The organism is Cellulosimicrobium sp. GQ32 (assembly GCF_059758455.1).
The window spans coordinates 26,093-49,837 of record NZ_JCAXEP010000009.1 but is presented as its reverse complement, the minus strand read 5'-3'; the positions used below and the strand labels follow the sequence as shown (position 1 = coordinate 49,837).

Annotated in this window: 20 protein-coding genes and 1 tRNA gene; 12 read left to right on the top strand and 9 right to left on the bottom strand. The window is 75.5% G+C overall.

All coding sequences use genetic code 11. The features are described from left to right. Positions 1-240 precede the first annotated feature (240 nt). The 3 genes from AC6CH9_RS14965 to mscL all read left to right on the top strand — a co-directional run bounded on the left by AC6CH9_RS14965 (position 241) and on the right by mscL (position 2,053). Positions 241-543 (top strand): FmdB family zinc ribbon protein, encoded by a 303-nt coding sequence (locus AC6CH9_RS14965; RefSeq protein WP_498155597.1) that lies wholly within the window; start codon positions 241-243, stop codon positions 541-543. A 157-nt stretch (positions 544-700) separates the two neighbouring features. Next, positions 701-1,429: an SAF domain-containing protein gene (locus tag AC6CH9_RS14960; RefSeq protein WP_498155596.1), complete on the top strand. Its 729-nt coding sequence runs from the start codon at positions 701-703 to the stop codon at positions 1,427-1,429. Positions 1,430-1,585: 156 nt separating this feature from the next. Continuing rightward, positions 1,586-2,053 (top strand): large conductance mechanosensitive channel protein MscL, encoded by a 468-nt coding sequence (gene mscL, locus AC6CH9_RS14955; protein ID WP_498155595.1) that lies wholly within the window; start codon positions 1,586-1,588, stop codon positions 2,051-2,053. Positions 2,054-2,277: 224 nt separating this feature from the next. Here mscL and AC6CH9_RS14950 read toward each other — a convergent pair whose 3' ends face one another. Then, complete coding sequence (locus AC6CH9_RS14950; RefSeq protein WP_498155594.1) at positions 2,278-2,517, bottom strand: hypothetical protein; 240 nt, start codon at positions 2,515-2,517, stop codon at positions 2,278-2,280. Positions 2,518-2,870: 353 nt separating this feature from the next. Further along, positions 2,871-6,995 (bottom strand): PDDEXK-like endonuclease domain-containing protein, encoded by a 4,125-nt coding sequence (locus AC6CH9_RS14945; RefSeq protein ID WP_498155593.1) that lies wholly within the window; start codon positions 6,993-6,995, stop codon positions 2,871-2,873. A gap of 782 nt (positions 6,996-7,777) precedes the next feature. Between AC6CH9_RS14945 and AC6CH9_RS14940 the strand changes: the two genes are divergently transcribed. Then, complete coding sequence (locus AC6CH9_RS14940; RefSeq protein WP_498155592.1) at positions 7,778-8,893, top strand: hypothetical protein; 1,116 nt, start codon at positions 7,778-7,780, stop codon at positions 8,891-8,893. A 21-nt stretch (positions 8,894-8,914) separates the two neighbouring features. On the opposite strand, the gene AC6CH9_RS14935 is transcribed toward AC6CH9_RS14940, so the two are convergent. After that, positions 8,915-10,729 (bottom strand): glycerophosphoryl diester phosphodiesterase membrane domain-containing protein, encoded by a 1,815-nt coding sequence (locus AC6CH9_RS14935; protein WP_498155591.1) that lies wholly within the window; start codon positions 10,727-10,729, stop codon positions 8,915-8,917. A gap of 68 nt (positions 10,730-10,797) precedes the next feature. Further along, a tRNA-Arg gene (locus AC6CH9_RS14930) sits at positions 10,798-10,870 on the bottom strand. 119 nt (positions 10,871-10,989) lie between these two features. Between AC6CH9_RS14930 and uriH the strand changes: the two genes are divergently transcribed. Then, positions 10,990-11,952, top strand: coding sequence for a uridine-preferring nucleoside hydrolase UriH (uriH, locus tag AC6CH9_RS14925; protein WP_498155590.1), 963 nt, complete (start codon positions 10,990-10,992; stop codon positions 11,950-11,952). Positions 11,953-11,956: 4 nt separating this feature from the next. On the opposite strand, the gene AC6CH9_RS14920 is transcribed toward uriH, so the two are convergent. The 4 genes from AC6CH9_RS14920 to AC6CH9_RS14905 form a co-directional block, all read right to left on the bottom strand. Continuing rightward, entirely contained in the window at positions 11,957-12,508 is a 552-nt protein-coding gene (locus AC6CH9_RS14920; protein ID WP_498155589.1) for a dihydrofolate reductase, read from the bottom strand. Between the two features lie 5 nt (positions 12,509-12,513). Next, positions 12,514-13,353 carry a thymidylate synthase gene (locus tag AC6CH9_RS14915; RefSeq protein ID WP_498155709.1) on the bottom strand — a complete coding sequence of 280 codons (840 nt, stop codon included), beginning with the start codon at positions 13,351-13,353 and terminating at the stop codon, positions 12,514-12,516. Between the two features lie 104 nt (positions 13,354-13,457). Beyond that, the gene (locus AC6CH9_RS14910; RefSeq protein ID WP_498155708.1) at positions 13,458-14,468 is read right to left on the bottom strand and encodes an aldo/keto reductase; all 1,011 of its coding nucleotides are present in this window, start codon (positions 14,466-14,468) and stop codon (positions 13,458-13,460) included. Positions 14,469-14,470: 2 nt separating this feature from the next. Further along, positions 14,471-14,914, bottom strand: a complete 444-nt coding sequence (locus tag AC6CH9_RS14905; protein WP_426309479.1) for a MerR family transcriptional regulator — start codon at positions 14,912-14,914, stop codon at positions 14,471-14,473. 153 nt (positions 14,915-15,067) lie between these two features. Between AC6CH9_RS14905 and AC6CH9_RS14900 the strand changes: the two genes are divergently transcribed. The 4 genes from AC6CH9_RS14900 to AC6CH9_RS14885 all read left to right on the top strand — a co-directional run bounded on the left by AC6CH9_RS14900 (position 15,068) and on the right by AC6CH9_RS14885 (position 18,658). Further along, complete coding sequence (locus AC6CH9_RS14900; protein ID WP_498155588.1) at positions 15,068-16,492, top strand: NAD(P)/FAD-dependent oxidoreductase; 1,425 nt, start codon at positions 15,068-15,070, stop codon at positions 16,490-16,492. Between the two features lie 161 nt (positions 16,493-16,653). Further along, a complete protein-coding gene (locus tag AC6CH9_RS14895) occupies positions 16,654-17,172 on the top strand; it encodes an OsmC family protein (RefSeq protein ID WP_498155587.1) in 519 nt (172 codons plus the stop codon). 32 nt (positions 17,173-17,204) lie between these two features. Further along, complete coding sequence (locus AC6CH9_RS14890) at positions 17,205-18,125, top strand: hypothetical protein (RefSeq protein WP_498155586.1); 921 nt, start codon at positions 17,205-17,207, stop codon at positions 18,123-18,125. Positions 18,126-18,175: 50 nt separating this feature from the next. Continuing rightward, positions 18,176-18,658 carry an SRPBCC family protein gene (locus AC6CH9_RS14885; protein WP_498155585.1) on the top strand — a complete coding sequence of 161 codons (483 nt, stop codon included), beginning with the start codon at positions 18,176-18,178 and terminating at the stop codon, positions 18,656-18,658. 121 nt (positions 18,659-18,779) lie between these two features. On the opposite strand, the gene AC6CH9_RS14880 is transcribed toward AC6CH9_RS14885, so the two are convergent. Continuing rightward, positions 18,780-19,622, bottom strand: coding sequence for a PadR family transcriptional regulator (locus AC6CH9_RS14880; protein WP_498155584.1), 843 nt, complete (start codon positions 19,620-19,622; stop codon positions 18,780-18,782). Between the two features lie 304 nt (positions 19,623-19,926). Here AC6CH9_RS14880 and ddaH point away from each other — a divergent pair, with 304 nt between their 5' ends. Genes ddaH through AC6CH9_RS14865 form a run of 3 tightly spaced genes read left to right on the top strand, consistent with a single transcriptional unit; the run spans position 19,927 to position 23,391 of the window. Next, positions 19,927-20,841, top strand: a complete 915-nt coding sequence (gene ddaH, locus AC6CH9_RS14875; protein WP_498155583.1) for a dimethylargininase — start codon at positions 19,927-19,929, stop codon at positions 20,839-20,841. Next, positions 20,838-22,097 (top strand): ornithine--oxo-acid transaminase, encoded by a 1,260-nt coding sequence (gene rocD, locus AC6CH9_RS14870; protein WP_498155582.1) that lies wholly within the window; start codon positions 20,838-20,840, stop codon positions 22,095-22,097. Before ddaH ends, rocD begins: the two co-directional genes overlap by 4 nt. Before the next feature lie 10 nt (positions 22,098-22,107). Continuing rightward, a complete protein-coding gene (locus AC6CH9_RS14865; RefSeq protein ID WP_498155581.1) occupies positions 22,108-23,391 on the top strand; it encodes an aspartate aminotransferase type Ic in 1,284 nt (427 codons plus the stop codon). The last annotated feature ends 354 nt before the right edge of the window (positions 23,392-23,745 follow it).

The window sequence follows — 23,745 nt, the reverse complement described above, 5'->3', positions numbered from 1 at the left end:
CTCGGCCGGCGTCGCGGGGTCGGCACCGGGGACGGAGTCACCGGCGGGGGCCTCGGCGGGTTCGTGCACAGACACGGATGCGAGACTACCCGGCCCGGGGCGGGCACCGAGCCGCGTATGATTAGCACTCGGAAGTTTCGAGTGCCAGGCGGTGTTGACACCGTACGACCCGGCCGAGACCGACCCGATCCCGACCTGCCGGTGGCCGCCCGACGGCCGTCTCGTGAACGAGGAGAACCCGTGCCCACCTACGCGTACACGTGCACCGCCTGCGGTCACGCCTTCGACATCCACCAGTCGTTCAGCGACGCCGCCCTCACGGTGTGCCCCGAGTGCTCGGGTCGCCTGCGCAAGGTGTTCTCCTCGGTCGGCGTGACGTTCAAGGGCTCGGGCTTCTACCGCACCGACTCGCGATCGGGCGGGAAGTCCTCGACGACGCCCGCCGCCTCGAAGCCGGCCTCCTCCTCCGCCACCTCCGGCGCGAGCGGCACGTCCGGCAGCTCGAGCACGTCATCCTCGTCGGGAAGCTCGACCGCCTCCTGACCTGACGCCCGGGGGCGTGGTCCGCGGCGGGTCTGCCACCGGAGGCCGACCACAGCGTCGTTCCGGACGGCGCGTCCGGGCGCCGACGCCGCGTCCTGTCCACAGGTCCGCACCGGTCGGCGCCGGCTCTCGCCGGCGCGCGGCTACGGTCACGCGCATGCTGCGCTCGCCCCGCCTCCCGGATCCCCAGCCGCGACCCGACCGCTCGCCCGCGCGGCGACGGCTGCTGCGCGGGGTGTGGTGGCGGTCCCGCTTCGTCGTGGCCGCGCTGTGCTGCGGCGCCGCGTCCTCCGTGGTCGTCGGGGCTCTCCGCCCTCCCCCTCCACCGACCGCACCTGCCGTCGTCACCACGCGAGAGGTCCCGGCGGGGGCCGTGCTGACGGAGGCGGACCTCCGCGTGGACCCCGTGTCCGCGGAGGTCGTCCCCGCGGGCGCCGCGGCACTGCCCGAGGACGTCGTCGGGCGCCGCGCGACCGTGACCCTGCCCGCGGGCACCCTGCTCCAGGACGCGCTCGTCGCCGGCGGCGAGCTCGCCGCCGCGGCTCCTGCGGGCACGGTCGTCGCGCCCGTCCGGCTCGACCCCGGCGTCGCGTCCCTCCTCGGCCCGGGAGACCGCGTCGACCTCCTCGCCGCGGGTGACCAGGTGCTGACGACGGCGCTCACGGACCCGCCGGGAGACAGCCAGGACCGGGCGACCGTCGACCCCTACCTTGCCCGCGCGGCCGTCGTCGTCCCGGCACCCGAACCCGAGGGCGGGGGCGGGCTGCTCGGGACGGGCGGGGCGGGCGCGGACGTCGTGACGCTCGTCGCCGTGCTCCCCGAGGAGGCGGTCCGGCTCGCTGCCGTGAGCGGGCAGACGGCCGTGACGGCGGTCCTCGTGCCCTGACGGGCGACCCGAGCGGCGTGACGGGTGAACCCGACGCCGGTGCCCGACCCGCCGGGCCAAGCCGTTGCCCCTCGGTATCTCCGTTGGGAGGATCGCGCGTGCACCTGTCGTGGCACCGCCGCCACGCGGACCACCGACTCGAGAGGGAAGCAGCACATGAAGGGCGTGTTCCAGGGATTCAAGGAGTTCGTGCTCCGAGGCAACGCGATCGACCTGGCGGTCGGCGTCGTCATCGGCGCGGCGTTCTCCTCCGTCGTCGACGCGATCGTCACCTACCTCATCAACCCGATCATCGGCGCTATCTTCGGCAAGCCGGACATCTCGAACCTCTGGGACATCACGCTGCGCCCGGCCCACGGCAACGTCGAGGCCTCGGTCCTCTCCGTCGGCGGCATCCTCAACGCGATCCTCCAGTTCCTCATCATCGCGATCGCGCTCTACTTCGTCATCGTCCTCCCGATGAACAAGCTCGCCGAGCGCCGCAGCCAGGACGTCGAGCCGGAGCCCGAGGCACCGGCAGAGGACGTGCGCGTCCTCCAGGAGATCCGCGACCTCCTCGCCGCCCAGGCGGGCAGCGGCCCCGGCGCGGCACCGGGCGGCCCCACGCCGCCGCGGGGCTTCTGATCCCGAGCCGCCCGACCGCCGCCTGAGATCCCGCGGCACGGCGACCCTCGGACGAACCCGGGGTTGCTCCTCACCTCACGCCGTGAAGGGGGAACGACCCCGGGTTCGGCACCTCAGCGAGCAGCGCGGCGCCGACGACCGCCACGACGGGCCGACCGCGGGACTCGCCCGTGTCAGTGCCGGCAGTGCTGCGCGGTCAGCGCCCCGCCGTCCGTGCCGCGCGGTCAGTGCCGCCCGTAGTGCGGCGGGACGTCCCCGAGCAGCCGGTCGTCGTTCTCGCCGCGGCTGCCACGACCGGGCTGCGCCCCGTCACCCCAGCCTTCGGACCGCTCGTCGGCGCTCACCCCGGACACGACCTCGCTCTCCGTCCCCCGTCGCACGGCCCGCCGCGGCCGCCGACGCCGCCCCGCGCCGTCGGGCACGTCGTGCGGGCGGTCAGGACTCGGGTCGGACGCGGTGCTCACGCCCCCATCGTCGCACCGCGGGAGCGCCCGACGTCAGCCCTCACCCGCCCCAGCCGGCAAGACACGCGAGGACACCCCGCACGAGAGGCGCGCGACAAGCGGACCTGTACGACGACCAGCACGCGCGATCGCCGGCAGCACGGCCCACGGTGAGACGCCGTGGCGGGGTGGGAGGCGGCGCCGGGTCGTGGCGGGCCTGGCGGGAGCCGCGAGGAACGAGCGGCGGATGGTAGACCCGGCGCCGCCTCCCACCCCGCGCCCAGCCCGACCACGCGGGCAGTTCGCCCGGCCCCGCACCCAGCCCGGCCCCCGCACCCAGCCCGACCACGCGGGCAGTGATCACACGCCGACGGCTACAGGTCGTCGGCGCCGTGCTGCTCGTCGTCGTCGATCACCGGCACGACGACGATCCTGTCGCCCCCGCCGGTCTGCGCGACGCCCCCGGTCTCCGGGAGCCGCGCGTCGCGCACCGCCTGCACGACCCGCCGGATGCGCTCGGCCTCCTTGGCGGGGTCGAGGAACGCGGCGGCGGACCACACCTGCGCGACGGTCCACCCGATGCGCTCGAGGCGCTCGGCGACCTGCCGGTCCCGCACGCGCACGCTGCGCTCGGCGACGTACGCGGCGTCGTCCGTGAGGACGGCGACGAGGAGCTCGCCGGGCAGGTCGGGGTGGCCGACGACCAGCGGGATACGGTCGCCGTCGCCGATGCCGTAGTCGGTCTCGACGACGAGGCCGGCGCGCCAGAGGCGCTCGGCGAGGTCGAGCACGAGCCGGTCGGGGCTGCCGCCGAGGTCGACGCCGTTGCCGAGGGTCACCTGGTCGGCGGCGCCGCTGCGCTGCTCCGCGAGGTCGAGGACCTCGGCGAGCAGCCGGGCGCCTGCGCCGCGCAGGCGCTCGGGGTCGAGGTCGCCCGCGGTGAAGCAGGACACGACGTGGAGGCGACGGCGGGTCGCGCCGACGGAGTCGAGCAGCATCGCCTCGGCGCCGGGCGTGTTGAGGATGCCGAACCGGTGCAGCACGCGTCCGTGCGGCGTCCGGCCGAACCCGACGGACAGGACGATGGTGTCGCGCACGAGCCCGGCGACGCCGGACACGTCGGCGACGACGACGGGCTCGGCGCGGGAACCGGAGAAGAAGCCGGCGAGCGCGGGGTTCTGGCGCACCTCGACGAGGAGGGCGTCGCGGATGCGGTCGGCGTGCAGGGGCGTGACGGTGACGATCGCGAGGGACTCGTCGGGCCGCGTGAGAGCGTGCTCGATCGCGACCTCGACGACCCGGTCGACCTCGGCCTGGGTGCTCTCGACCGCGCCGGACGTCGGGTCGGGCATGCCGGCCCCGTCGACGACGTCGAGCTGCACGAGGACCTCGGCGCGCGGCAGGGGCGCGGGGCGCAGGACGCCGTCGTAGCCGTGCTCGGCGAGGAACGTCGTGACGAACGGGTCGCGGCGGGAGCCGTCGGCGAGCAGCTCGACCGACGGCAGGAGCTCGGCGAGGTCGCGCACGGTGTCGGTCGACGCGGCGCGCGGGTCTCCCACCGCGACGACCTGGCGTCCGCGGGCGAGCGCGGAGAGCACGAGCTCGACGGGCGCGTGCTCGATCGCGTCGAGCACCACGAGGTCGACGGTGCGCGTCGCGGGGACGAGGTGCGGCACGAGGGTCGGCGTGGCGACGAGCACGGGGCGGAGGCGTCGCAGCACGGCGGGGTGCTTCTCCGCCGTCTCCCGCAGGCTCACGAGCCGACCCTCGAGCAGCTCGGTGAACAGGTCCTCGGCCTCGTCGCGGTGCTCGCGCATCGCCGTCCCGAGGTGGTCGCGGACCGCTGCGCGCACCGGCGCCGCGAGGGACGCGACGTGCGTGCGGTCCAGGTCGCGGAACCGCCGGGCGAGCGCGTCGAGACCGGCGCCGTCCTGCCCGGCCAGGGCCTGGTCCTGGGCGAGCACCTGCTCGAAGACCGAGCTCCACCACGCGAGATCCAGCTCCGGGCCCACGAAGTCGGGCTCGACGCGGCGCGCTGCGAGGTCGGCGAGGAGCTCGCCGAGGCCGAGGTCGGTGAGCCGGCGCAGGATGGCGGTCCGCGCGGGCAGGGAGTCGAGGGACTCGGCGTCCTCGGCGAGCGCGTCCAGCCGGGTTGCGAGCGCGTCGAGCGGGGCGTCGAGGAGGTCGTTGCCGCCGGGGGTGCCGTCGAGCGTGGGCGTGAGCTCCTCCACGTCGATGCGCACGGCCTCGTGCGTGTCCTCGATCGCGGACAGCCCCTCGGGCAGGACGGGCCAGCCGCCGCGCGGGCACTGCTCCTGCCAGACCGCGCGCTGCGCCTGCACCTCGACGAGCGCGGCGTGCAGATCCGGTACGCGGACGCCGGGGCGGACCATGTCGCGAGCCTGGCGGCGCAGCCGGCGCCGGGCGAACCAACCCATCTCGACGCCGCGCTGCTCGCGCCACTGCTTGGTCGCGGTCGCCTCGACCATGTCCTGGGCGGTGCGCTCGAAGATGAGCGGCTGGAACACGTCGAGCGTTCCCCGCATCCCGCCGAGCATGGCGAGCTGGTCGCCCCACTGGCGCAGCGTCGTCGCGGGCGTGAGCCCCGTGCGCTGCGCGACCTGCTCGACCTGCGCGCGCAGCTGCGGGAGCGTGTGCGTGCGCAGCCGCTCGACGCGCACGAGCGCGTCGTGCGCCTCCTGCGCCGTGGTGAGGGCGGCGCCGTACCAGGGGGTCGACGTCGCGCGCGCCGTGAAGGCGCCGAGCAGCGCTGCCTCGCGCAGCTCGGCCGCGATCCGCTCCCGCTGCGGCCCGACGCCGAGCACGACCTCGGTCGTCAACCGCACCCGGGTGTCGGGGGCCGGGCGCTCGGCGGTCAACCGGGCGAGCGCCTGGAGCGCGTCGTAGGCGGAGACGCCCCACGGGTCGCGCACGAGGTGCAGCGCCTCGATGTACCCGGCGAGCCGGGCGCGCGCGCCGAGCAGCGCGTCGCGCGTGCGCGCGAGGTCCTCGTCCTCGCCCGGCTCAGGCTCGGTCGCCATCGCGGACAGCAGGCGGTGCGACGCCGTCTCGCGCCACGTCGGCTCCGGGACGATGTCGAGCACGAGGCCGCCGAGGCCCAGCTCGTCGAGCCGTGCGAGGAGCGCGTCCGCGGCGCGGCGGTGGCCGGGGACGTACAGCACGTGGCGCCCCGACGCCGCCGCCTCGGCGACGACGGCCGCGAGCGTGCCCGCGACGTCGGAACCGGCCGGCGCGTCGACGAAGAGGTGCGACCCGCTCGCGAGCACGTCGACGACGTGGCGCTGGGACGGGTCGAGGTCGCCGACGCCGCGCTCGTGCACGGGGTCGGCGTCGCCGACGCGTCGGGCGGGCAGCTCGGCGCGCAGCGCGGTGGCGGACCTCTCGTCCCCGGCGAGCGCGGCGACGACCTCGTGGCGCTCCAGTGCGGGCGCGAGCTCGTCGAGGTCGTCGACGAGGACCTGCCCCGGGTGCACGAACGTGCCGACGAGGACGCGGTGGGTCAGGTCGAAGTCGTCGAGGACGGCCTGGCCGAGCGCGGTGATACGACGGGTCGCGTCGCCGGGGTCGAACCCCGCGCCGGTGAACGTGGAGCGCGCGAGCGTCACCGGGTCGAGGAGCGCGCCGTGCGCGCGCAGCGTGCGTGCGAGGAGCGGGTTGATCTCGGCCGTCGGCTCGAGAGTCAGCTCGTAGTCGGTCTCGCCGTCCCCGCGCGGCGTCACGGTCAGGGGTCGTAGGAGCACCGGGGCGCGCACGGTCCGGGACGTCGGTTCCTGCTCGGAGTCCTCGACCGTGCTCCCGGGGCGGTCGGGGACGCGTGCGCCGTCGTGCCCCGCAGGCTCGCCCGGCGCGCTGGGCACCGCGGGACCCTGCTCGTCCCCGTCCGCGGCGTCGCCGGGTCCGGCGGCTCCCGGGGCGGACGCGTCGTCACCCACGCTCGGGACGATCGTCGCGGGCGTGCGGCCCGCGACCCGCGCGAGCGCCGCGACGTCGTCCTCGGCCAGCGGGGCCGCGAGGCTCTGGGTCCAGGTCGCGACGCCGATCGCCAGGTACGTGGGCGCGACGCCGTAGCGCTGCGCGTGCTCGGCGGCGCGGACCACGACGGCGCGCGCGCGGCGCCGCGCGGCGGGCAGCGACCCGCCCTCGCGGAACAGGTTCGAGAGCCGGGTCGGTCGCCCGGCGAAGAGCTGGGCGACGCCGGAGGGGTGGGCCGCCGTCAGGTCGACGACGGCGTCGCCGAGGAGCGAGACGTCGGCGAGCGACGACCCCCCGGCGAGCTCGACCAGGCCGGCGCGCCACCGCGTCACGGCCTCGTCGACGAGGTCGGCGGTGGTGGGGTCGGGGACGAGCACGGGACGGGGCGGCGTCACGTCGTCGTCCGGTGCGTCGGCCTGGTCCGTCCCGTCGGGAGCGGTCGCGGGCAGCCGAGCAGGATCGGCCACGCTCCGGGCGGCTGAGCTGGTGCGGGCTGCGGCATTCACCCTCCGACGCTAACCGTCCGCCTCGCGAGGCCCGGCGCGGCGCGCCGGAGGGTCGGCGACCCGGTCCGCCGGGCGTCGCCGGGCCGAGGTCGTTCGCCGTCGGGTCGAGCGTGGGGCGCGTCGGCGGCGGGACGACGAACGGCCCCGGATCACGAGAATTCGTGTTCCGAGGCCGTCGTTCCGAACAATTCCGGGGTTTCTCCCGGAGAAGTATGAAACAGCGCGCACCGCGCAGGGGGCAGGCGATGCGCGCTGTCGAGGACTATCTTGCACGGCGCGATGCCGGGCGTCAACACGGGTCCACGGTCCTGGACGGGTGAATCGCCCCGGTTCCCCAGAGACGTCTGAGAACCACCTGGACGAGCGTCCACAACATGCGCGGGATTCCGCGAATACGAGGCCCCGGCCGGTCGCCTCCGCACTGTGGCGCACGCCACACCGCGTGCCGCTCGATCAGGCTCCCGCGCCACCCGGCGGCGACCGAGCGACCTCGGCAGGATACGTCGCCGCCGTCGGGCCGACCTCCCCGTCGCCGCCGGTCGCCACCCGCCAGGGCATGACGACAGGGGGTGCGCGCCCGCCGCAGCGCCCCGACCGGCGGCGTCACAAGATCTCTCCCGTTCCTCTGAGCCCCCGGCACGACGCCCCTGAGCGAGGTCCACACGAGCGACCTACCGTGGGAGGACGCCCGTGGCCCGACGCCGGTCCCTGGCGCGCGGTCGTCGTCCACGGCCGGTGGCGGCGGGTGGTCCTGCCCGCCGACGACCGGAAACCCGCACCACGTGACGACACCCCCCGTACCCCGCCCCGACAGCGACGACTCCCCCGCACCCCGCTCCGCGCCTCACGACGCCGGCCGCGAGGCAGGGCGCGCCGCCGCGGAGACCGCGCCCGCGAAGGAGCGCGAGGCGCCGGCCCGGCTCTCCCTCACGCAGGTCGTCGCGAGCGCGCTCGCCGCCGTGAGCACCACGGTGCTGCTGTCGTACTTCGGGACCGCCGGCACGATCATCGGCGCCGGCATCGCGAGCGCCCTCACCGTCGTCGCGAACTACGTCTACACGCGCTCGATCCAGAAGACGCGCGAGCAGCTCGTGCCCGTCGTCGGCAAGGTCGTGCAGGTGACCACCGGCGGGAGCACCCCGCGCGACCGCGCGACGACCACCACCGTCACGACCGCCGTCGCGAGCGTGCCTCGCGGGACGGTCGTCGTGGCGGACACGGCATCGGAAGCCGCGTCGGACACGATGCCGGACAGGGCGCCGGACGCCGAGACGACGGCCGCCGTCGTGCCCGCGGGCGACGATGCCGGAGGCGCCGACGGCGATACCGTGCCCGCGCAGGACACGGAACCGGAGCAGCCGCAGAACGCCTGGCTGCGGCTCGTCGACCGTTACGGCCGCGGCCGGGTGCTGACCGTCTCGGCGCTCGTCCTGTTCGTCGTGGTGATGGGCGTCGTCCTCGTGGTCGAGCTCGTGATCGGCAAGCCCCTCTCCGACGCCGTGCGTGGCGTGGAGGGATCGGGGACGACGATCAGCCGCGAGCGCTCGACCGGCACGGACGATCCCGCGACGCCCGCGCCGTCGAACCCGGCGGTGGACCCGTCGACCGTGCCGACGCAGGAGCCGGACCCGGCGCCGTCGACGACGCCGACCGAGGAGCCCTCCACGACCCCGACGCCGGACCCGACCGAGAGCCCCGCGCCGGAACCGTCCCCCGAGCCGACGACCCCGGACCCGGATCCCTCGACCACGCCCGACCCCGGCACCGGCGAAGGGCCCGCCGAGGACGCGGAGGCCGGGACCGGCGTCGGGACAGGGGCCGACGGGGGCGCCGGGGGTGCCGCCACGGCGCCCACGCCCGCCCCGTCGACCGGAGCGTCGACCGGCGGCTCGGCGTAGCGCCACCGTCGGTCGGTCACGTCACCAGCGGAGCGTCTCCCGGACCCGGTGCTCCAGCCGCGGGGCGACACCCGTCTCGGCCTCGACCTCGCCGCGCACCCGTACGGCGGCCTCCGGGGCGCTGGTGATGACCGCGTCCACGTCGCCCGCGCGCAGGACGGCCCGCAGACCCGCGGCGTCGTTCACGGTCCACACGAGCAGATCGACCCCCGCCGCGCGGGCCACGGCGCGCGTCCGCGGGCCGAGCGAGGACTGCTCCACGGCGAGGAAGTCGACGTCCGGGACCTCGCGCACGCCCCGCACGAGCGGGATGACGTACCCCACCTCGATCTCCGGGGCAGCGGCGCTCACCGCATCGGCGAGCTCCGGGTAGATCGCCTGGACGAGGTACTCGTCGGCGACGCCCTCCTCGCGCAGCAGCGCGACGACGTCGGGCACGTACGACGCCGTCTCCCGACCGTGGAGCTTCAGCTCGACGAGGAGCGGCTGGTCCAGCTCCTTCGCGCGCCGCACGAAGTCCCGCAGCGACGGGATCGTCGCCTCGCGCCCGCCCTGCCGGATCGTCGTCGCGGTGAGCTCGTCGAGCGTGAGGTCCGCGACCGCGCGCCCCGACCCGGCGAGGCGCCGCAGCGTCGTGTCGTGGAAGACCACGAGGCCCCCGTCGGCGGCCTGGAGCACGTCCAGCTCGACGTAGTCCACGCCCAGCGCGGCCGCGGCCTCGAGCGACGGGATCGAGTTCTCGACCGCGGCGGCAGGGTGCCCGCGGTGGGCGACGACGCCGGGCAGGTGCTCCGGGAGCTGAGAGACCGCCAGCGTGTTCGTGGCGACGAGCGCCAAGGCGCCGAGGACCGCCCCCACGGTGAGGACGGCGCGCCCCGGGCCGGGCGAGACGACGGCGTCCCCCACGCCGACAGGTGACGGCACGGGGGGCGTCGCCGCCGCTCCGTCGATCCTCGCAGGCCGCCGTTCCCCCGCCACGGCGACGAGCACGTGGGCCACGGTCGCCGCGACCGCGCCTGCGAGGACGACCGCCAGGACCTGCACGAGGGCGAGCCCGACGCCCGCCACGACCGCCGCCGCACCGGGCGCGTGCGCGTCGGCGACCCGGGTCGGGACCACGACCAACCCCGCCGCCGCGCCCGCGACGACGAGGGCGGCGAGCCCGACGGGCACCAGCAGGACGAGCACGCGCAGCGTGGCCCCGCGTGTGGCGCGCCAGCTCGCCCGCATCGCGGCCGCGACGGTGCCGCGGTCCTCCACCAGGAACGTGGTCGTGAGGACCAGCCGCAGGTTCGTCCACAGCACGGCGGCGAGGAAGGCGACGTAGACCAGGAGCCCGCCCCGGAACTTCAGGAGCTCGGCGACGACGAAGTCCGGGATCGCGATCCCCCGGACGAGGAGCGCCGCCGTCCCGAGACCGCCGAGCGGGACCAGGACGACCGCGTAGACCAGGAACAGGGCGAGCTGCGGGCTGCGCAGACCGCGGGCGGCGCGGCCCAGGTCGTGCAGGACGCCGCGCAGCGTCACCGGGCCGCCCTGGTCGGCCCGCCACGCGACGGCGACGAACGCCCCGTGCTGCACGAGGACGACGACGCCCACGACCACGGCGAGGACCACGAGCAGGACCACCGACCCCGGGGTCGTCAGGACGTGGACGACGTTCTGGTGCGTCAGTGCCTGGGCGCCTGCTGCCGCCGCGCTCGCCCGGGCGAGCCACGACACGACCGGAACGGTCACCGCGGTGAGCGCGACGCCGAGAACGAGCACGCGGACGGTCACGGCGCGCAGCGCGTACGCCCGCCGCGCCGCGTCACGCAGCAGTGCCCACGGGCTCATCGGACCTCGCTCCCTGTCTGGTCGTGCGAGGTGACGGTCGGCCGGGACGGCCCGTGCCGGACTCTCGGTGCGCCTGGCCAGATTCGAACTGGCGACACCCGCTTTAGGAGAGCGGTGCTCTATCCCCTGAGCTACAGGCGCGCGGCCCCGGGGAACGGGCCGGGGGACAGCCTAGCCGTCGGCGCCGGTCGGAGGCGAAGCGCGCCCGCGCCGGCAGTGCCCGTCGGGCCGGAGCCGGGTCGGCGCGCGAGGATGGGCGCATGCCCACCGGACGTGCCGACGCGCCACGCCGCGTCCTGCTCGACTGCGACCCCGGACACGACGACGCGATCGCGATGCTCCTCGCGCACGGCAGCCCCGCCGTCGACCTCGTCGCCGTGACGACGGTCGCGGGGAACCAGACGCTGGAGAAGGTCACGCGCAACGCGCTCGCCGTCGTCGAGCTGGCCGGGATCGACGTCCCGGTCGCGGCGGGGTGCCACCGCCCGCTCGTCCGACCGCGGATCGTCGCACCGGACATCCACGGCGACTCCGGCATGGACGGGCCGGCCCTGCCCGCCCCGCGCCGCGCCGTCGACCGCCGCCACGCGGTGGACCTCATCGTGGACACGGTCATGGGCGCCGAGCCCGGCGAGATCACGCTCGTGCCCACCGGGCCGCTGACGAACGTCGCGATGGCGGCGCGCAGGGAGCCGCGCATCGTGCCGCGCGTGCGGGAGGTCGTGACGATGGGCGGCGGCTACCACGTGGGCAACCGCACGCCGGTCGCGGAGTTCAACGTGCTCGCCGACCCGGAGGCCGCGCACGTGGTGCTGAACGAGCCGTGGCCGGTGACGATGGTCGGGCTGGACCTCACGCACCAGGCAGTGGCGACGCCCGACGTGCACGACCGGCTCGCGGCGCTCGACACCGCCCCGGCCCGGCTCGTCGGGGAGCTGCTCGACTTCTACGGGGCGACCTACCGCTCGGTGCAGGGCTTCCTCTACCCGCCCGTCCACGACCCGTGCGCCGTCGCGTACGTCATCGACCCCGAGGTCATGACGACGCGCCGCGCACCGCTGGACGTCGAGCTCCACGGCGCGCTGACCACGGGCATGACGGTCGCAGACCTGCGCGGCGACGAGCCGAGCCCCGACGAGTGCCGCACCCAGGTCGCGGTGACCCTCGACCACGCCCGCTTCTGGGACCTGGTCCTCGACGCCCTCCGCGACGTCCCCGCCTGACTGGTCAGGGGCGCATCGCCGTGACGAAGCGGTAGCGCAGGCCGGTGGACGACGTCGCCCAGTCGGCCTCGTGCGCAGCCCACCCGTCGGGGATCTCGGGCGCGAACGTGTCGCCCTCGACGACGGCGTCGATCTCCGTGACGACGCACCGGTCCGCGAGCGCGACCGTCGCGGCGTAGAGCTGCGCGCCGCCCATGACCCACACCTCGCCCGACCCGGTGTCGCCCGCCGCCTCGCGGGCGACCGCGAGCGCCTCGGCGACCGACCCGGCCACGCGCACGGGCGCGTCGGCCTGCTCGGGCGTCCACCCGGGCTGCCGCGTCACGACGACGTTCACGCGCCCGGGCAGGGGCCGGAACCGGGGCGGGAGCGAGTCCCACGTGCGGCGTCCCATGACGACGGGGTGGCCCGACGTGATGCGCCTGAAGTGCGCGAGGTCCTCGGGCAGGTGCCAGGGCATGGTGCCGCCCGCGCCGATGACGGAGCGCCCCGCGGCGTCGCGCGCCTGGGCCCAGACCAGCCCGAGCGTCGGCTCGCCGGGCGTCTCCTCCCCCACCGCCGTCAGACCGCGATCGGGGCCTTGATCGTCGGGTGGTGCTGGTACCCGACGACCTCGATGTCCTCGTACTCGTACGCGTCGATCGAGTCGCGCGGCGCGAGGCGCAGGGTCGGGTACGGGTAGGGCTCGCGCGTGAGCTGCTCGCGCACCTGCTCGACGTGGTTGTCGTAGATGTGCACGTCGCCGCCGGTCCACACGAAGTCGCCGACCTCGAGCCCGGTCTGGGCGGCGACCATGTGGACGAGCAGCGCGTACGACGCGATGTTGAACGGCACGCCGAGGAAGAGGTCGGCAGAGCGCTGGTAAAGCTGGCACGACAGCTTCCCGTCGGCCACGTAGAACTGGAAGAACGCGTGACAGGGCGGCAGGGCCATGTTCTCGATCTCCGCGACGTTCCACGCCGAGACGACGTGCCGGCGCGAGTCGGGGTTCGCCTTGATCTGCTCGATCACCTGCGCGACCTGGTCCACGTGCCGCCCGTCCGGCGTCGGCCAGGAGCGCCACTGGACGCCGTAGACCGGGCCGAGCTCGCCGTCGGCGTCCGCCCACTCGTCCCAGATGCTCACGCCGCGCTCCTGGAGCCAGCGCACGTTCGAGTCGCCGCGCAGGAACCACAGCAGCTCGTACGCGATCGACCTGAGGTGGACGCGCTTGGTCGTGATGAGCGGGAAGCCCTGGGAGAGGTCGAAGCGGAGCTGGCGCCCGAACACGCTGTGCGTGCCCGTCCCGGTGCGGTCGCCCTTGTGCGTGCCGTGGGCGAGGACGTCGCGCAGGAGGTCCTCGTACGGGGTCGGGACGGGCCCGGGAGCGGTGCCCGACGGCGCAGGCTCGCCGGTGCTCACGGGTGCGGTCGGGGCGTCGGTCGCGTCGAGTGCCACACCCGTCAGTGTGTAGCTTTGCCGGGGCCGTGTCGAACCTACACACCGCGGCGTTCGTCACCCCTCGCTCAGCGGTCCTGGCCGTCCGGCGTCGGGGCGTAGTCGCGGTGGCCCGCGACCTGCGCCTGCGGCACGGCGTCGGCGAGACGACGCAGGTCGTCGGCGGTGAGCTCGAGGCGCGCCGCCGCGGCGTTCTCGTCGAGGCGCTCCGGACGGCGCGTGCCGGGGATGGGCACAGCGCCCTGCGCGACGACCCACGCGAGCGCGACCTGCGCCTCCGTCGCGCCCCGCTCCGCGGCGATCTCGCGCACCCTGTTCACGAGCCGCAGGTTGGCGGCGAACGCGTCGGGCTGGAACCGGGGCAGGCCGCGACGCGCGTCGTCGGGCGCGAGGTCGTCGAGGCTGCGCACGCTGCTCGTGAGCACGCCGCGCCCGAGCGGGGAGAACGCGACGAACCCGATGCCGAGCTCGTCCATGACGGCCTTCTCGCCGTTGCGCAGCACGTCCGGGGAGAAGAGCGAGAGCTCCGACTGCACGGCCGCGAGCGGGTGGACGGCGTGCGCGCGCCGGATCGTCTCGACCGACACCTCCGACAGCCCGAGGTGACGGACCTTGCCGGCGGCGACGAGCTCGGACATCGCGCCCACGGACTCCTCGATCGGCACGGCCGGGTCGGCCCGGTGCAGGTAGTAGAGGTCGATCACGTCGGTGCCGAGGTGACGCAGCGAGCGGTCGGCCGCGCGGCGGATGTACTCGGGCCTGCCGTTGCGCCCGTGGACCGTGCCGTCGTCGTCCGTCTCCGCCGAGGCCTTGGTCGCGAGCACGACCTCGTCGCGCCGGTCGCCGAGCGCGCGCCCGAGGAGCTTCTCGTTCTCGAACGGCCCGTACGCCTCGGCGGTGTCGAGGAACGTCACGCCGACGTCGACGGCATGGCGGAGCGTCGCGACCGCCTCCGCCTCGTCCGTGGGCCCGTAGAACGCGCTCATGCCCATCGCGCCGAGGCCGATCGCGGAGACGTGCAGGCCGTCGCCGAGCGCGACGACGGGCGGTCGGGTCGTGGCGGGGTGGTGGGTGCTCATGGTCATCGGGAGACCTCCTGGTCGTGATCGGTCCGGTCGTGGTCGGTGGTGGCGCGGCGGTACGACGCGATCTTGGCGTCGAGGGCCGCGAGGTGGCGGCGCGTGCGCTCGAGCTCGGCGAGCACGCGCTCGCGGTGGCCTTCGAGGACGACGAGGCGCTCGGCCTCGGTGCCCGCCCGGCGGCTGAGGTCCGCCATGACGCGCACGTCCGCGATCGACATGCCCGTCTCGCGGAGCATGACGAGCCCGGCGAGCCACGCGACGTCGTGCGGGCCGTAGCGGCGCCGCCCGCCGCCGTCGCGCGGCGCGGGATCGAGCAGCAGCCCTTCCTTCTCGTAGTACCGGAGCGTGTCGACGCTCAGCCCGACGGCGCGCGCCGCGTCGCCGATGGACAGGCCCTCGGGCGGCACCTCGACGGGTGGGACGGGGATCAGCAGCTCGGACATGCCTCGAGCATGCGACCTGGAGCGCGCTCCAGGTCAAGGGGAGCCGGCGTGACGCACGTCATGTCACGGAACGGTTCTCCGCCCGGTCGACAGGGTGAGCGCGCCGGAAGGGCGCACCAGGCGCCCGGCACGCTCACGTCACAGGAGGCAGTGATGGAACGCATCGTCGTCGTCGGTGGGGGCTACGCCGGGTTCACGGCGGCCCGGGAGCTCGAGAAGCGCCTGCGGCGCGAGCTGCGCCGCGGCGAGGTCGAGCTGGTCCTCGTCGACCCTCGCCCGTACATGACCTACCAGCCGTTCCTGCCCGAGGTCGTCGCGGGCTCGGTCGAGGCGCGGCACGCCGCGGTCGCGCACCGCAGCCACCTGCACCGCACGCGCCTCGTCGACGGGAAGGTCGAGCGCGTCGACCACGCGCGCCGCGCGGTCGTCGTGCGGCCGCGCTCGGGCGAGCCGTACGACCTCGCGTACGACACGGTCGTCGTCACGGCCGGCGCGGTGACGCGCGTGTTCCCCGTGCCGGGCGTCGCCGAGCACGCGATCGGCATGAAGCACGTCGAGGAGGCCGTCGCGATCCGCGACCGGCTGCTCACGTCGTTCGACCGCGCGGCGAGCCTGCCCGCCGGACCCGAGCGGGAGCGGCTGCTCACGGTGACGTTCGTGGGCGGCGGGTTCTCGGGCGTCGAGGGGTTCGCCGAGCTCCTGTCGCTCGCGCACGACCTCACGCGCGTCTACCCCGAGATCGACCCGGCGGAGCTGCGGTTCCACCTGGTCGAGCGCAACGCGCGCATCCTGCCGGAGGTCACCGAGCGTCCGGGGCGGTGGGTCGTGCGCGAGCTCGAGCGCCGCGGCGCGCACGTGCACCTGGAGGCCGGCCTGGTGTCCGCGGAGGGAGGCGTCGTGACGCTGTCGACGGGCGAGTCGTTCGCCACGGGGCTGCTCGTGTGGACCGCAGGCAACGCGGCGAACCCCGTCGTCGCGACGCACACGGACCTGCCCGTGGACCCGCGCGGCTACCTCGTCACCCGGCCCGACCTGCGGGTCGGCACCGTGGACGACACGGTCCCTGACGCGTGGGCCGCGGGCGACGGCGCCGCCGTCCCCGACCTCGCGGTCCCGCGACCGGGCGCGCTCACCGTCCCCAACGCGCAGCACGCGGTGCGGCAGGGGCGGCGTCTCGCCCGCAACCTCGTCGCCGCCCGCCGTGGCCGCCCGACGCGGCCGTACGTGCACGGGAGCCTCGGCGTCGTCGCGACGCTCGGCCTCGGCTCGGGCGTGTTCGAGTACCGCCGCCTCGTCGTGCGCGGGCGCCTCGCGTGGCTCATGCACCGCGGCTACCACGTGCTCGCGATCCCGACGTGGGAGCGCACGGCCCGCGTGGTCGCCGTGTGGGCGACGGGCGCGCTGTTCGGGCGCGACGTCGTCTCCCTCGCTGCGGTGCAGCACCCCCGGGAGGCGTTCGTGGCGGCCGCCCCGACCCCGCGCGCCACGACCGCGCGATCGGCCGAGCGTCCGGCCGAGGAGGACACCGCCACGCCGGCCGAACCGGTCCCCGCGCCGGAGCCCGTCCGGGCGGCCTGAGACCGCCGTCCGGGTCGCGTCGGCCCGCCCCGACCGACGCGACCCGGGCGGCTCGACCGACCTCGCCCGGGCAGGACGGGGGAATCGCCCGCGCCCGCCGCGCGTTCACCGGAGGGCGGACCTCCCGGACGCCGCGACCCGACGAGTGCGAGGATTCACGCATGACGACGCAGCCTTCCGACACCAGCCTGAGCCCCGCCGACGAGGCGGAGCACGACGTGCCCGCACCGTCCCCCGCGCCGGCCGACGCGCTGTGGGTCGAGCGCACCGGCACCCGCACGTACACGGGGCGCTCGGCGCGCGGCGCGCAGGTGTCGATCGGCCCGGCGAGCGAGGGCGCGGTGTTCACCCCCGGGGAGCTGCTGAAGATCGCCCTCGCCGCGTGCGCGGGCATGAGCACGGACCGGACGTTCGCGCGGCGGCTCGGCGACGACTACGCGGTGACGATCCACGTCGAGGGCGCGAAGCTCCTCGAGGAGGAGCGGTACCCCAAGATCACCGGTACGTACGACATCGACCTGACCTCGCTCGACGACGACGCGCGCGACCGTCTCGTCACCGTCGCCGCGCGAGCGATCGACAAGGCGTGCACGGTAGGGAGGACGGTCAAGGCCGGGGCCGAGGTCGAGTACCTCTTCCAGCCGGAGGGTGCCGGCCGGGAGGTCGAGACACCCGCCTGACGCGGGACCGGCACGCGATGACGGGAGGCGCCATGGCGCAGCAGCAGGACCCCTCGAGAACTCCAGTGCCGCGCGGCGGCACGCCTGTGTACGGCACGGCGCCCCCGGAGGGCACGCGCGCGGACGTCTCGACGCAGGACGCCGTCGACTGGGCCGCCTACCGGCCCACCCCGCTGCTCGACGCGGCGCTCGACAAGGCCGTGACGATCCCGTCGCACGTCATCCGGGCGCACGTCGACGGGGTCCGCCGTCGGAACCCGGAGGCGAGCCCCGCCCAGATCGTGCGGATCCTCGAGCGCGAGTACCTGCTCGTCATCCAGGCCGCGGGCGGCGCCGTCGGTGCGGTGGCGGCGTTCCCGGCGGTCGGGACGGGGGTCGGGATCGCGCTGACGTCCAGCGACATCGCGACGTTCTTCGCGTCCTCGGCGGCGTTCGCGCTCGCCGTGGCGGACGTGCACGGGATCGCCGTGGACGACGTCGCGCGCCGCCGCGCCCTGCTCCTCGCCACGGTGCTCGGCGAGAAGGGCGCGCGCGACGTCGAGCGCGCGACCCAGGGCTCCGGTCTCGCGTGGGGCAAGGTCCTGCTGACGAGCATGCCCGCCGGGACGCTCGTCAAGGTGAACAAGGCGCTCGGCAACCGCTTCCTGCGCACGCAGCTCGCCAAGCAGTCCGGCCTCGCGATCGGGAGGCTCGTCCCGTTCGGCGTCGGCGCCGTGGTGGGCGTCGCGGGGGCGCGCGCGCTCGGGCACGGCGTGATCGGCCAGTCCCGGCGCGCGTTCGGTCCGCCGCCGTCGGTGTTCGGGCGGCTCCTGGAGGTCGTGGAGTCACCGGTCGAGGACGCGCCGCCGCGGCTCGTCCCCGTGCCCGACGACGCGACGGCACCCGGGCGGCGCCGTCGCCTCCTGCCGGGGCGCGCGCGGCGGGACCGCTCCTCCGCGCGCGACGCGGAGTGACGGGCGGCGACGCGGCGCCCCGCCCGGGTCGGCCCGTCCGGCGGGTCGCCGTGGCGCGCGACCTCGGCGTCGACGCGTCCGTCGCGTTCGCGTGGGTGGCCGACCCGCGCACGCACCCGCGCTGGATCCCGCTCACCGTGATGGCGACCCCCGCCGCCCGCGGGCCCGAGGTCGGCGACCGCTTCACGATGGTGAGCGGACCGCGCGTCGGGCGCACGGGCCGCGGGTTCACCGACCGCATGGTCGTCGAGTCGCTCGACCGTCCGTCCGTCGCGGCCGAGCGCACGGGGACCACGCGCGTGCGCAAGCTCGGGCCGGTGCTGCTCGGGGACGCCGGGTTCGACGTCGTGCCGCACGGCCGCGACCGCTGCCGTGTCGTGTGGTGGGAGGAGGCGTACCTCGCCGGCCCGATACCCCGGGCGGTGACCGCACCGCTCGTCGGCGTCGCGCTGCGCGTGATGATGCACGTGTCGCTGCGCCGCCTCGAGGCCCGTCTGTCCGCCCGCCGCTCGGGACCGGCAGCCGCGCGGTGACCGCGGAGACGGTCGGGCTGCCCACGAGTCCAGCCGACGCAGAGACGTCGAACCCGGGGTTGCCGGCCACCCATGGCTGCGGGTGGCCGGCAACCCCGGGTTCGACGGGGTGCGGCGAGGGTCAGGCCGTGGACTCGTCCTCGTCCGAGGCGCCCGCCGGGCCGGCGAGGATCAGGTAGAGCTCGCGGCGGGTGCGCTCGAGGAGCTCCGCCGCGGCCTTCGCCTGCTCGTCGGTGCCCGTGCGGGCGACCTGGTGGACCGCCGCGGCGACGGCCTCGACGGCCGCGCGCAGCTCGCGCCGCGAGCGCCCGCCGCGACCGGCGGCGTCGGCGAACGGGTCGCCGAGCTCGGCGGCGTGCTCCGCGACGTACGCGGTGCCCGCCTCGGTGAGCGTCGCCAGGCGGCGCCCGCCGTCGGCCGAGAGCTCGACGAGCCCTTCGTCCTGGAGCAGGTTCAGCGCCGGGTAGACCGCGCCGGGGCTCGGGCGCCACTGGCCCTCGCTCCGCTCGGCGATCTCCTGGATGACCTGGTAGCCGTGCATGGGCTGCTCGGCGAGGAGCAGCAGGACGGCGGCGCGGACGTCGCCGCGACCGGCGCGCCCGGGGCCGCGACCACGGCCCCCGTGACGACGCCCGCCGTGGCCCGGGCCGAACCCGGGACCGCCGGGGCCGCCCGGTCCGAAGCCCGGGCCGAACCCTCGCCGGTCGTCGGCCGGCCCGCCGGGGCCGAAGCCCCGTCCGCCGTCGGCCGGGCCGCCGAACCCGCGGCCACCGCCGCGGCGCGCGCCACCCCGACCACGGCCGGAGGGGCCGTCGCCGCGGAACCAGGCCGCGTCGTCGGGCACGGGCGGGAAGCCGTCGCGACGACGACGGCCGGGCCGCGGCCCGGGACGCTCGCCGAACGGCTGGGACATGTTCTGGACGTTCTCCGGGGTCCTGCCCCGGTGCTGGTGTGCGTAGCTCATGAGATGTGTCTCCTGTGTTCGTGGGGCTCCGGGTGATCCGCGGAGCGGTGGCGGGCCGGTGCGGCCTCGCGGTGGTCGCGAGCCGCATCTCGGGCTCAGCGATACGGTAACGATATATCGATAGAATATCGCTGTCAACACCTCGTGCGAGAGCGCGTCGTCCCAGGACGCGCCCGGGCAGCGGACGTACGCTGGCATCCAGCAGCCAACCGGCAGCCCACCAGCAGCACCGGACGCATCCCCCGTCCGGCCACCACCCGGGCCGCACCACCCCGGCAGGCCCGGCTCCCGCGAGGAGGCGGCGATGCGCCCAGGCCAGCCCCGGCACTACCTCATGTGCCGGCCCACGTACTTCACCGTGAGCTACGAGATCAACCCGTGGATGGACCGGCGCACCCCGGTCGACACCCCGCTCGCGGTCGCCCAGTGGGAGCGCCTGCGCGACGCCTACCGCGACCTCGGCCACACCGTCGAGACGATCGACCCCGTCCCGGGCCTGCCCGACATGGTCTACGCCGCCAACGGCGCGACCGTCGTCGACGGCCTCGTCTACTCCGCGCGCTTCACGCACCCCGAGCGCGGGCCCGAGGGCCCCGCCTACCTCAAGTGGTTCGCCGACCACGGCTACGTCACCCACCTCGCCGAGCACGTCAACGAGGGCGAGGGCGACCTCCTCCTGGCGGGCGACGTCGTGCTCGCCGGCACCGGCTTCCGCACCGACCGCGCCGCGCACGCCGAGGCCGCGGCGCTGTGGGGTCGCGAGGTCGTGACGCTCGAGCTCGTCGACCCGCGCTTCTACCATCTCGACACCGCGCTCACCGTGCTGCGCGGGGGCTCCGGTGAGTCGCCGGGCGTCCGGGGGCCCGACGGCGGCGCGCACCCCGGCCTCACCGGTCCGCCTTCCGTGGACGTCGTCTACTACCCGCCCGCGTTCTCGCCCGCGGCGCAGGAGGTGCTGCGCGAGCGGTTCCCCGACGCGCTGCTCGCGACCGAGGAGGACGCCGTCGTGCTGGGCCTCAACGCGGTGAGCGACGGCATGCACGTCGTGCACGCGCCGCGTGCCGAGCGGCTCGCCGCCGCGCTGCGCGAGCGCGGCTACGAGACCCTCCCGGTCGACACGTCCGAGCTGCTGCGCGGGGGCGGCGGCGCCAAGTGCTGCACCCTCGAGATCCGCAAGATGGCCGCAGGGTCGGCCACGGCCTCCGGGAGCGCGTCGTGACCGCGCAGGACGTCCGCCCGGTCGCCGGGCCGGCGGACGACACCCCGCGCGACGCGCTCGCGCACAACTACCACCCGCTGCCCGTGACGGTCGCGACGGCCGAGGGGTCGTGGGTCACGGACGTCGACGGGCGCCGCTACCTCGACTTCCTCGCGGGCTACTCCGCACTCAACTTCGGGCATCGCCACCCCGCGCTCGTCGCGGCCGCGACCGCGCAGCTCGGGCGCGTCACGCTCACGTCCCGCGCGTTCGACCACGACCTCCTGCACCCCTTCGCCGCGGCGCTCGCCGCGCTCGTCGGGCCGCTCACCACCGGCGGGCCCGACTCCCTCGTGCTCCCGATGAACACCGGCGCCGAGGCGGTCGAGACCGCGATCAAGACCGCGCGCAAGTGGGGGTACGACGCCAAGGGGGTGCGCCCGGGCGAGGCGACGATCGTCGTCGGCTCCGGGAACTTCCACGGCCGCACGACGACGATCGTGTCGTTCTCCGACGACGAGGACGCACGCCGCGGGTTCGACCCGTACACCCCCGGCTTCCGGCTCGTGCCGTACGGGGACGTCGACGCCGTCGCCGCCGCGATCGACGAGACCACCGTCGCGGTGCTGCTCGAACCCGTGCAGGGCGAGTCCGGCGTCGTCGTGCCGCCCGCCGACTACTGGCCGCGCCTGCGTACCCTCACCGCCGAGCGCGACGTGCTGCTGGTCGCGGACGAGATCCAGTCCGGCCTCGGCCGCGCGGGCACGACGCTCGCGACCGAGACGTGGGGCGTGCGCCCCGACCTCGTGACGCTCGGCAAGGCGCTCGGCGGCGGGATCCTGCCGGTGTCCGCCGTCGTGGGTCGTCGCGACGTGCTGGGGGTGCTCACCCCGGGCACGCACGGCAGCACGTTCGGCGGCAACCCGCTCGCGTGCGCGGTCGGCCTCGCCGTCGTCGACCTCCTGGCCTCCGGCGAGCCGCAGCGCCGGGCGCGCGAGCTCGGCGCGCGGTTCCAGGACCGGCTCGGCGGGTTCGTCGACGCCGGGCTGCTCGACGGCGTCCGCGGCCTCGGGCTGTGGGCGGGGCTCGACCTCGACCCCGCGCGCGGGACCGGTCGCGACCTGTGCGAGGCGCTGCTCGCCCGCGGCGTCCTCGCCAAGGACACGCACGGCTCGACCATCCGCCTCGCTCCCCCGCTGACCATCTCGGCCGACGACCTCGAGACCGGGCTGTCCGCCCTGGAGGACGCGCTCACGGTCCTTGCGCGGGATCGGTAGAGTCCGGAGGGTGACCACGCCCGAGCACACCGCACCCGGTACCACCACCCTCGCGTCGTCCCTGGACGACCTGCGTCGCGCGTACGCCGACCTGCAGGCCCTGGGGCTGAAGCTGGACCTCACGCGCGGCAAGCCCTCGGCCGAGCAGCTCGACCTCTCCGAGGCCCTGCTCGCGCTCCCGGGCGAGGGCGTGCACACCGATGCCGACGGCACCGACGTCCGCAACTACGGCGGCCTCGACGGCCTCCGGCAGCTCCGGGAGATCTTCGCCGAGCTGCTCGGCGTCCCCGTCGAGCAGCTCCTCGCGGGCGGCAACGCGAGCCTCACGCTCATGTACGACACGCTCGCGTACGCGGCCCTCTTCGGCGTCCCCGGCTCCGAGCGCCCGTGGGGCCGCGAGGAGAAGGTCCGCTGGATCTGCCCCGTGCCCGGCTACGACCGCCACTTCTCCGTGTGCGAGGCGCTCGGCATCGAGATGGTCACCGTGCCCATGACCGCCGACGGCCCCGACGCCGCCGCGGTCGCCGAGCTCGTCGCGAACGACCCCACCATCAAGGGCATGTGGGTCGTGCCGACCTACGCGAACCCCGACGGGTCGGTCGTCACCGAGGAGGTGGCACGCGCGCTCGTGTCCGTGCCCGCCGCGGCGCCGGACTTCCGCATCCTGTGGGACAACGCGTACGCGCTGCACCACCTCACCGACGACGAGGTACGCAGCGCCGACGCGATCGCGCTCGCCGCCGAGGCCGGGCACCCCGACCGTGTGATCCTCTATGCCTCGACGTCCAAGATCACGTTCGCCGGCGCCGGTGTCGCCTTCCTCGCGTCGTCCCCCGCGAACGTCGCCTGGTACAAGAAGCACCTGTCCGCCCAGTCCATCGGCCCGGACAAGGTCAACCAGCTCCGCCACGCGCTGTTCTTCGGCGACGCCGACGGCGTGCGCGCCCACATGCGCAAGCACCGCGACATCATCGCCCCCAAGTTCGACGCCGTCACGAGCATCCTCGCCGAGCGCCTCGGCGACACGGGCGTCGCCTCGTGGACCGAGCCGAAGGGCGGCTACTTCGTCAGCCTCGAGGTCGTGCCCGGCACCGCGTCGCGCGTCGTCGAGCTCGCGAAGGCCGCCGGTATCGCGCTCACGCCCGCTGGCGCACCGTTCCCCTACGGCAAGGACCCCGAGGACAAGGTCCTCCGCCTCGCCCCGACCCTCCCCCCGATCGAGGAGGTCCGCGTCGCGATGGACGGCGTCGCGACCTGCGTCCTCCTCGCCGCCGCGGAGGCCGCCGCGCAGTAGAGGGTCTCTCTCCCCCCGCGCGAGACGGAGCCTGCGGTCACGCGAAGGAGAACCGTGGCTGCGCGAGGTAGAGCCGTGGTCCGGCGAGGTAGAGCCGTGGTCGCGCGAGGTAGAGCCGTGGTCATGCCCGACGGCGTGTGGTCGCCCTGGGTGGTTCTACCTCGGGCGACCACGGTTCTAGCTCGCGCGGCCCCGGTTCTCCCTCGCCGCGAGAACTGACGAATCGCACTGGTCCTCGGGCACCAGCCCGACGCAGGATGGAAGACGTGCGCGACCGATGAGTTCTGCCGGCCCCGACGGTCGGTGGGTGGGTGGCCCGGGAAGCCGGGCGGCTCGTCGGCAACGGCGAACGAC

Bases quoted from the DNA above. Each gene is read 5' to 3' on its own strand.
- AC6CH9_RS14960 (WP_498155596.1), top strand. From the start codon at position 701: ATGCTGCGCTCGCCCCGCCTCCCGGATCCCCAGCCGCGACCCGACCGC.
- mscL (WP_498155595.1), top strand. From the start codon at position 1,586: ATGAAGGGCGTGTTCCAGGGATTCAAGGAGTTCGTGCTCCGAGGCAAC.
- AC6CH9_RS14935 (WP_498155591.1), bottom strand. From the start codon at position 10,729: ATGAGCCCGTGGGCACTGCTGCGTGACGCGGCGCGGCGGGCGTACGCG.
- uriH (WP_498155590.1), top strand. From the start codon at position 10,990: ATGCCCACCGGACGTGCCGACGCGCCACGCCGCGTCCTGCTCGACTGC.
- AC6CH9_RS14910 (WP_498155708.1), bottom strand. From the start codon at position 14,468: ATGAGCACCCACCACCCCGCCACGACCCGACCGCCCGTCGTCGCGCTC.
- AC6CH9_RS14905 (WP_426309479.1), bottom strand. From the start codon at position 14,914: ATGTCCGAGCTGCTGATCCCCGTCCCACCCGTCGAGGTGCCGCCCGAG.
- AC6CH9_RS14900 (WP_498155588.1), top strand. From the start codon at position 15,068: ATGGAACGCATCGTCGTCGTCGGTGGGGGCTACGCCGGGTTCACGGCG.
- AC6CH9_RS14895 (WP_498155587.1), top strand. From the start codon at position 16,654: ATGACGACGCAGCCTTCCGACACCAGCCTGAGCCCCGCCGACGAGGCG.
- AC6CH9_RS14890 (WP_498155586.1), top strand. From the start codon at position 17,205: ATGGCGCAGCAGCAGGACCCCTCGAGAACTCCAGTGCCGCGCGGCGGC.
- AC6CH9_RS14880 (WP_498155584.1), bottom strand. From the start codon at position 19,622: ATGAGCTACGCACACCAGCACCGGGGCAGGACCCCGGAGAACGTCCAG.
- ddaH (WP_498155583.1), top strand. From the start codon at position 19,927: ATGCGCCCAGGCCAGCCCCGGCACTACCTCATGTGCCGGCCCACGTAC.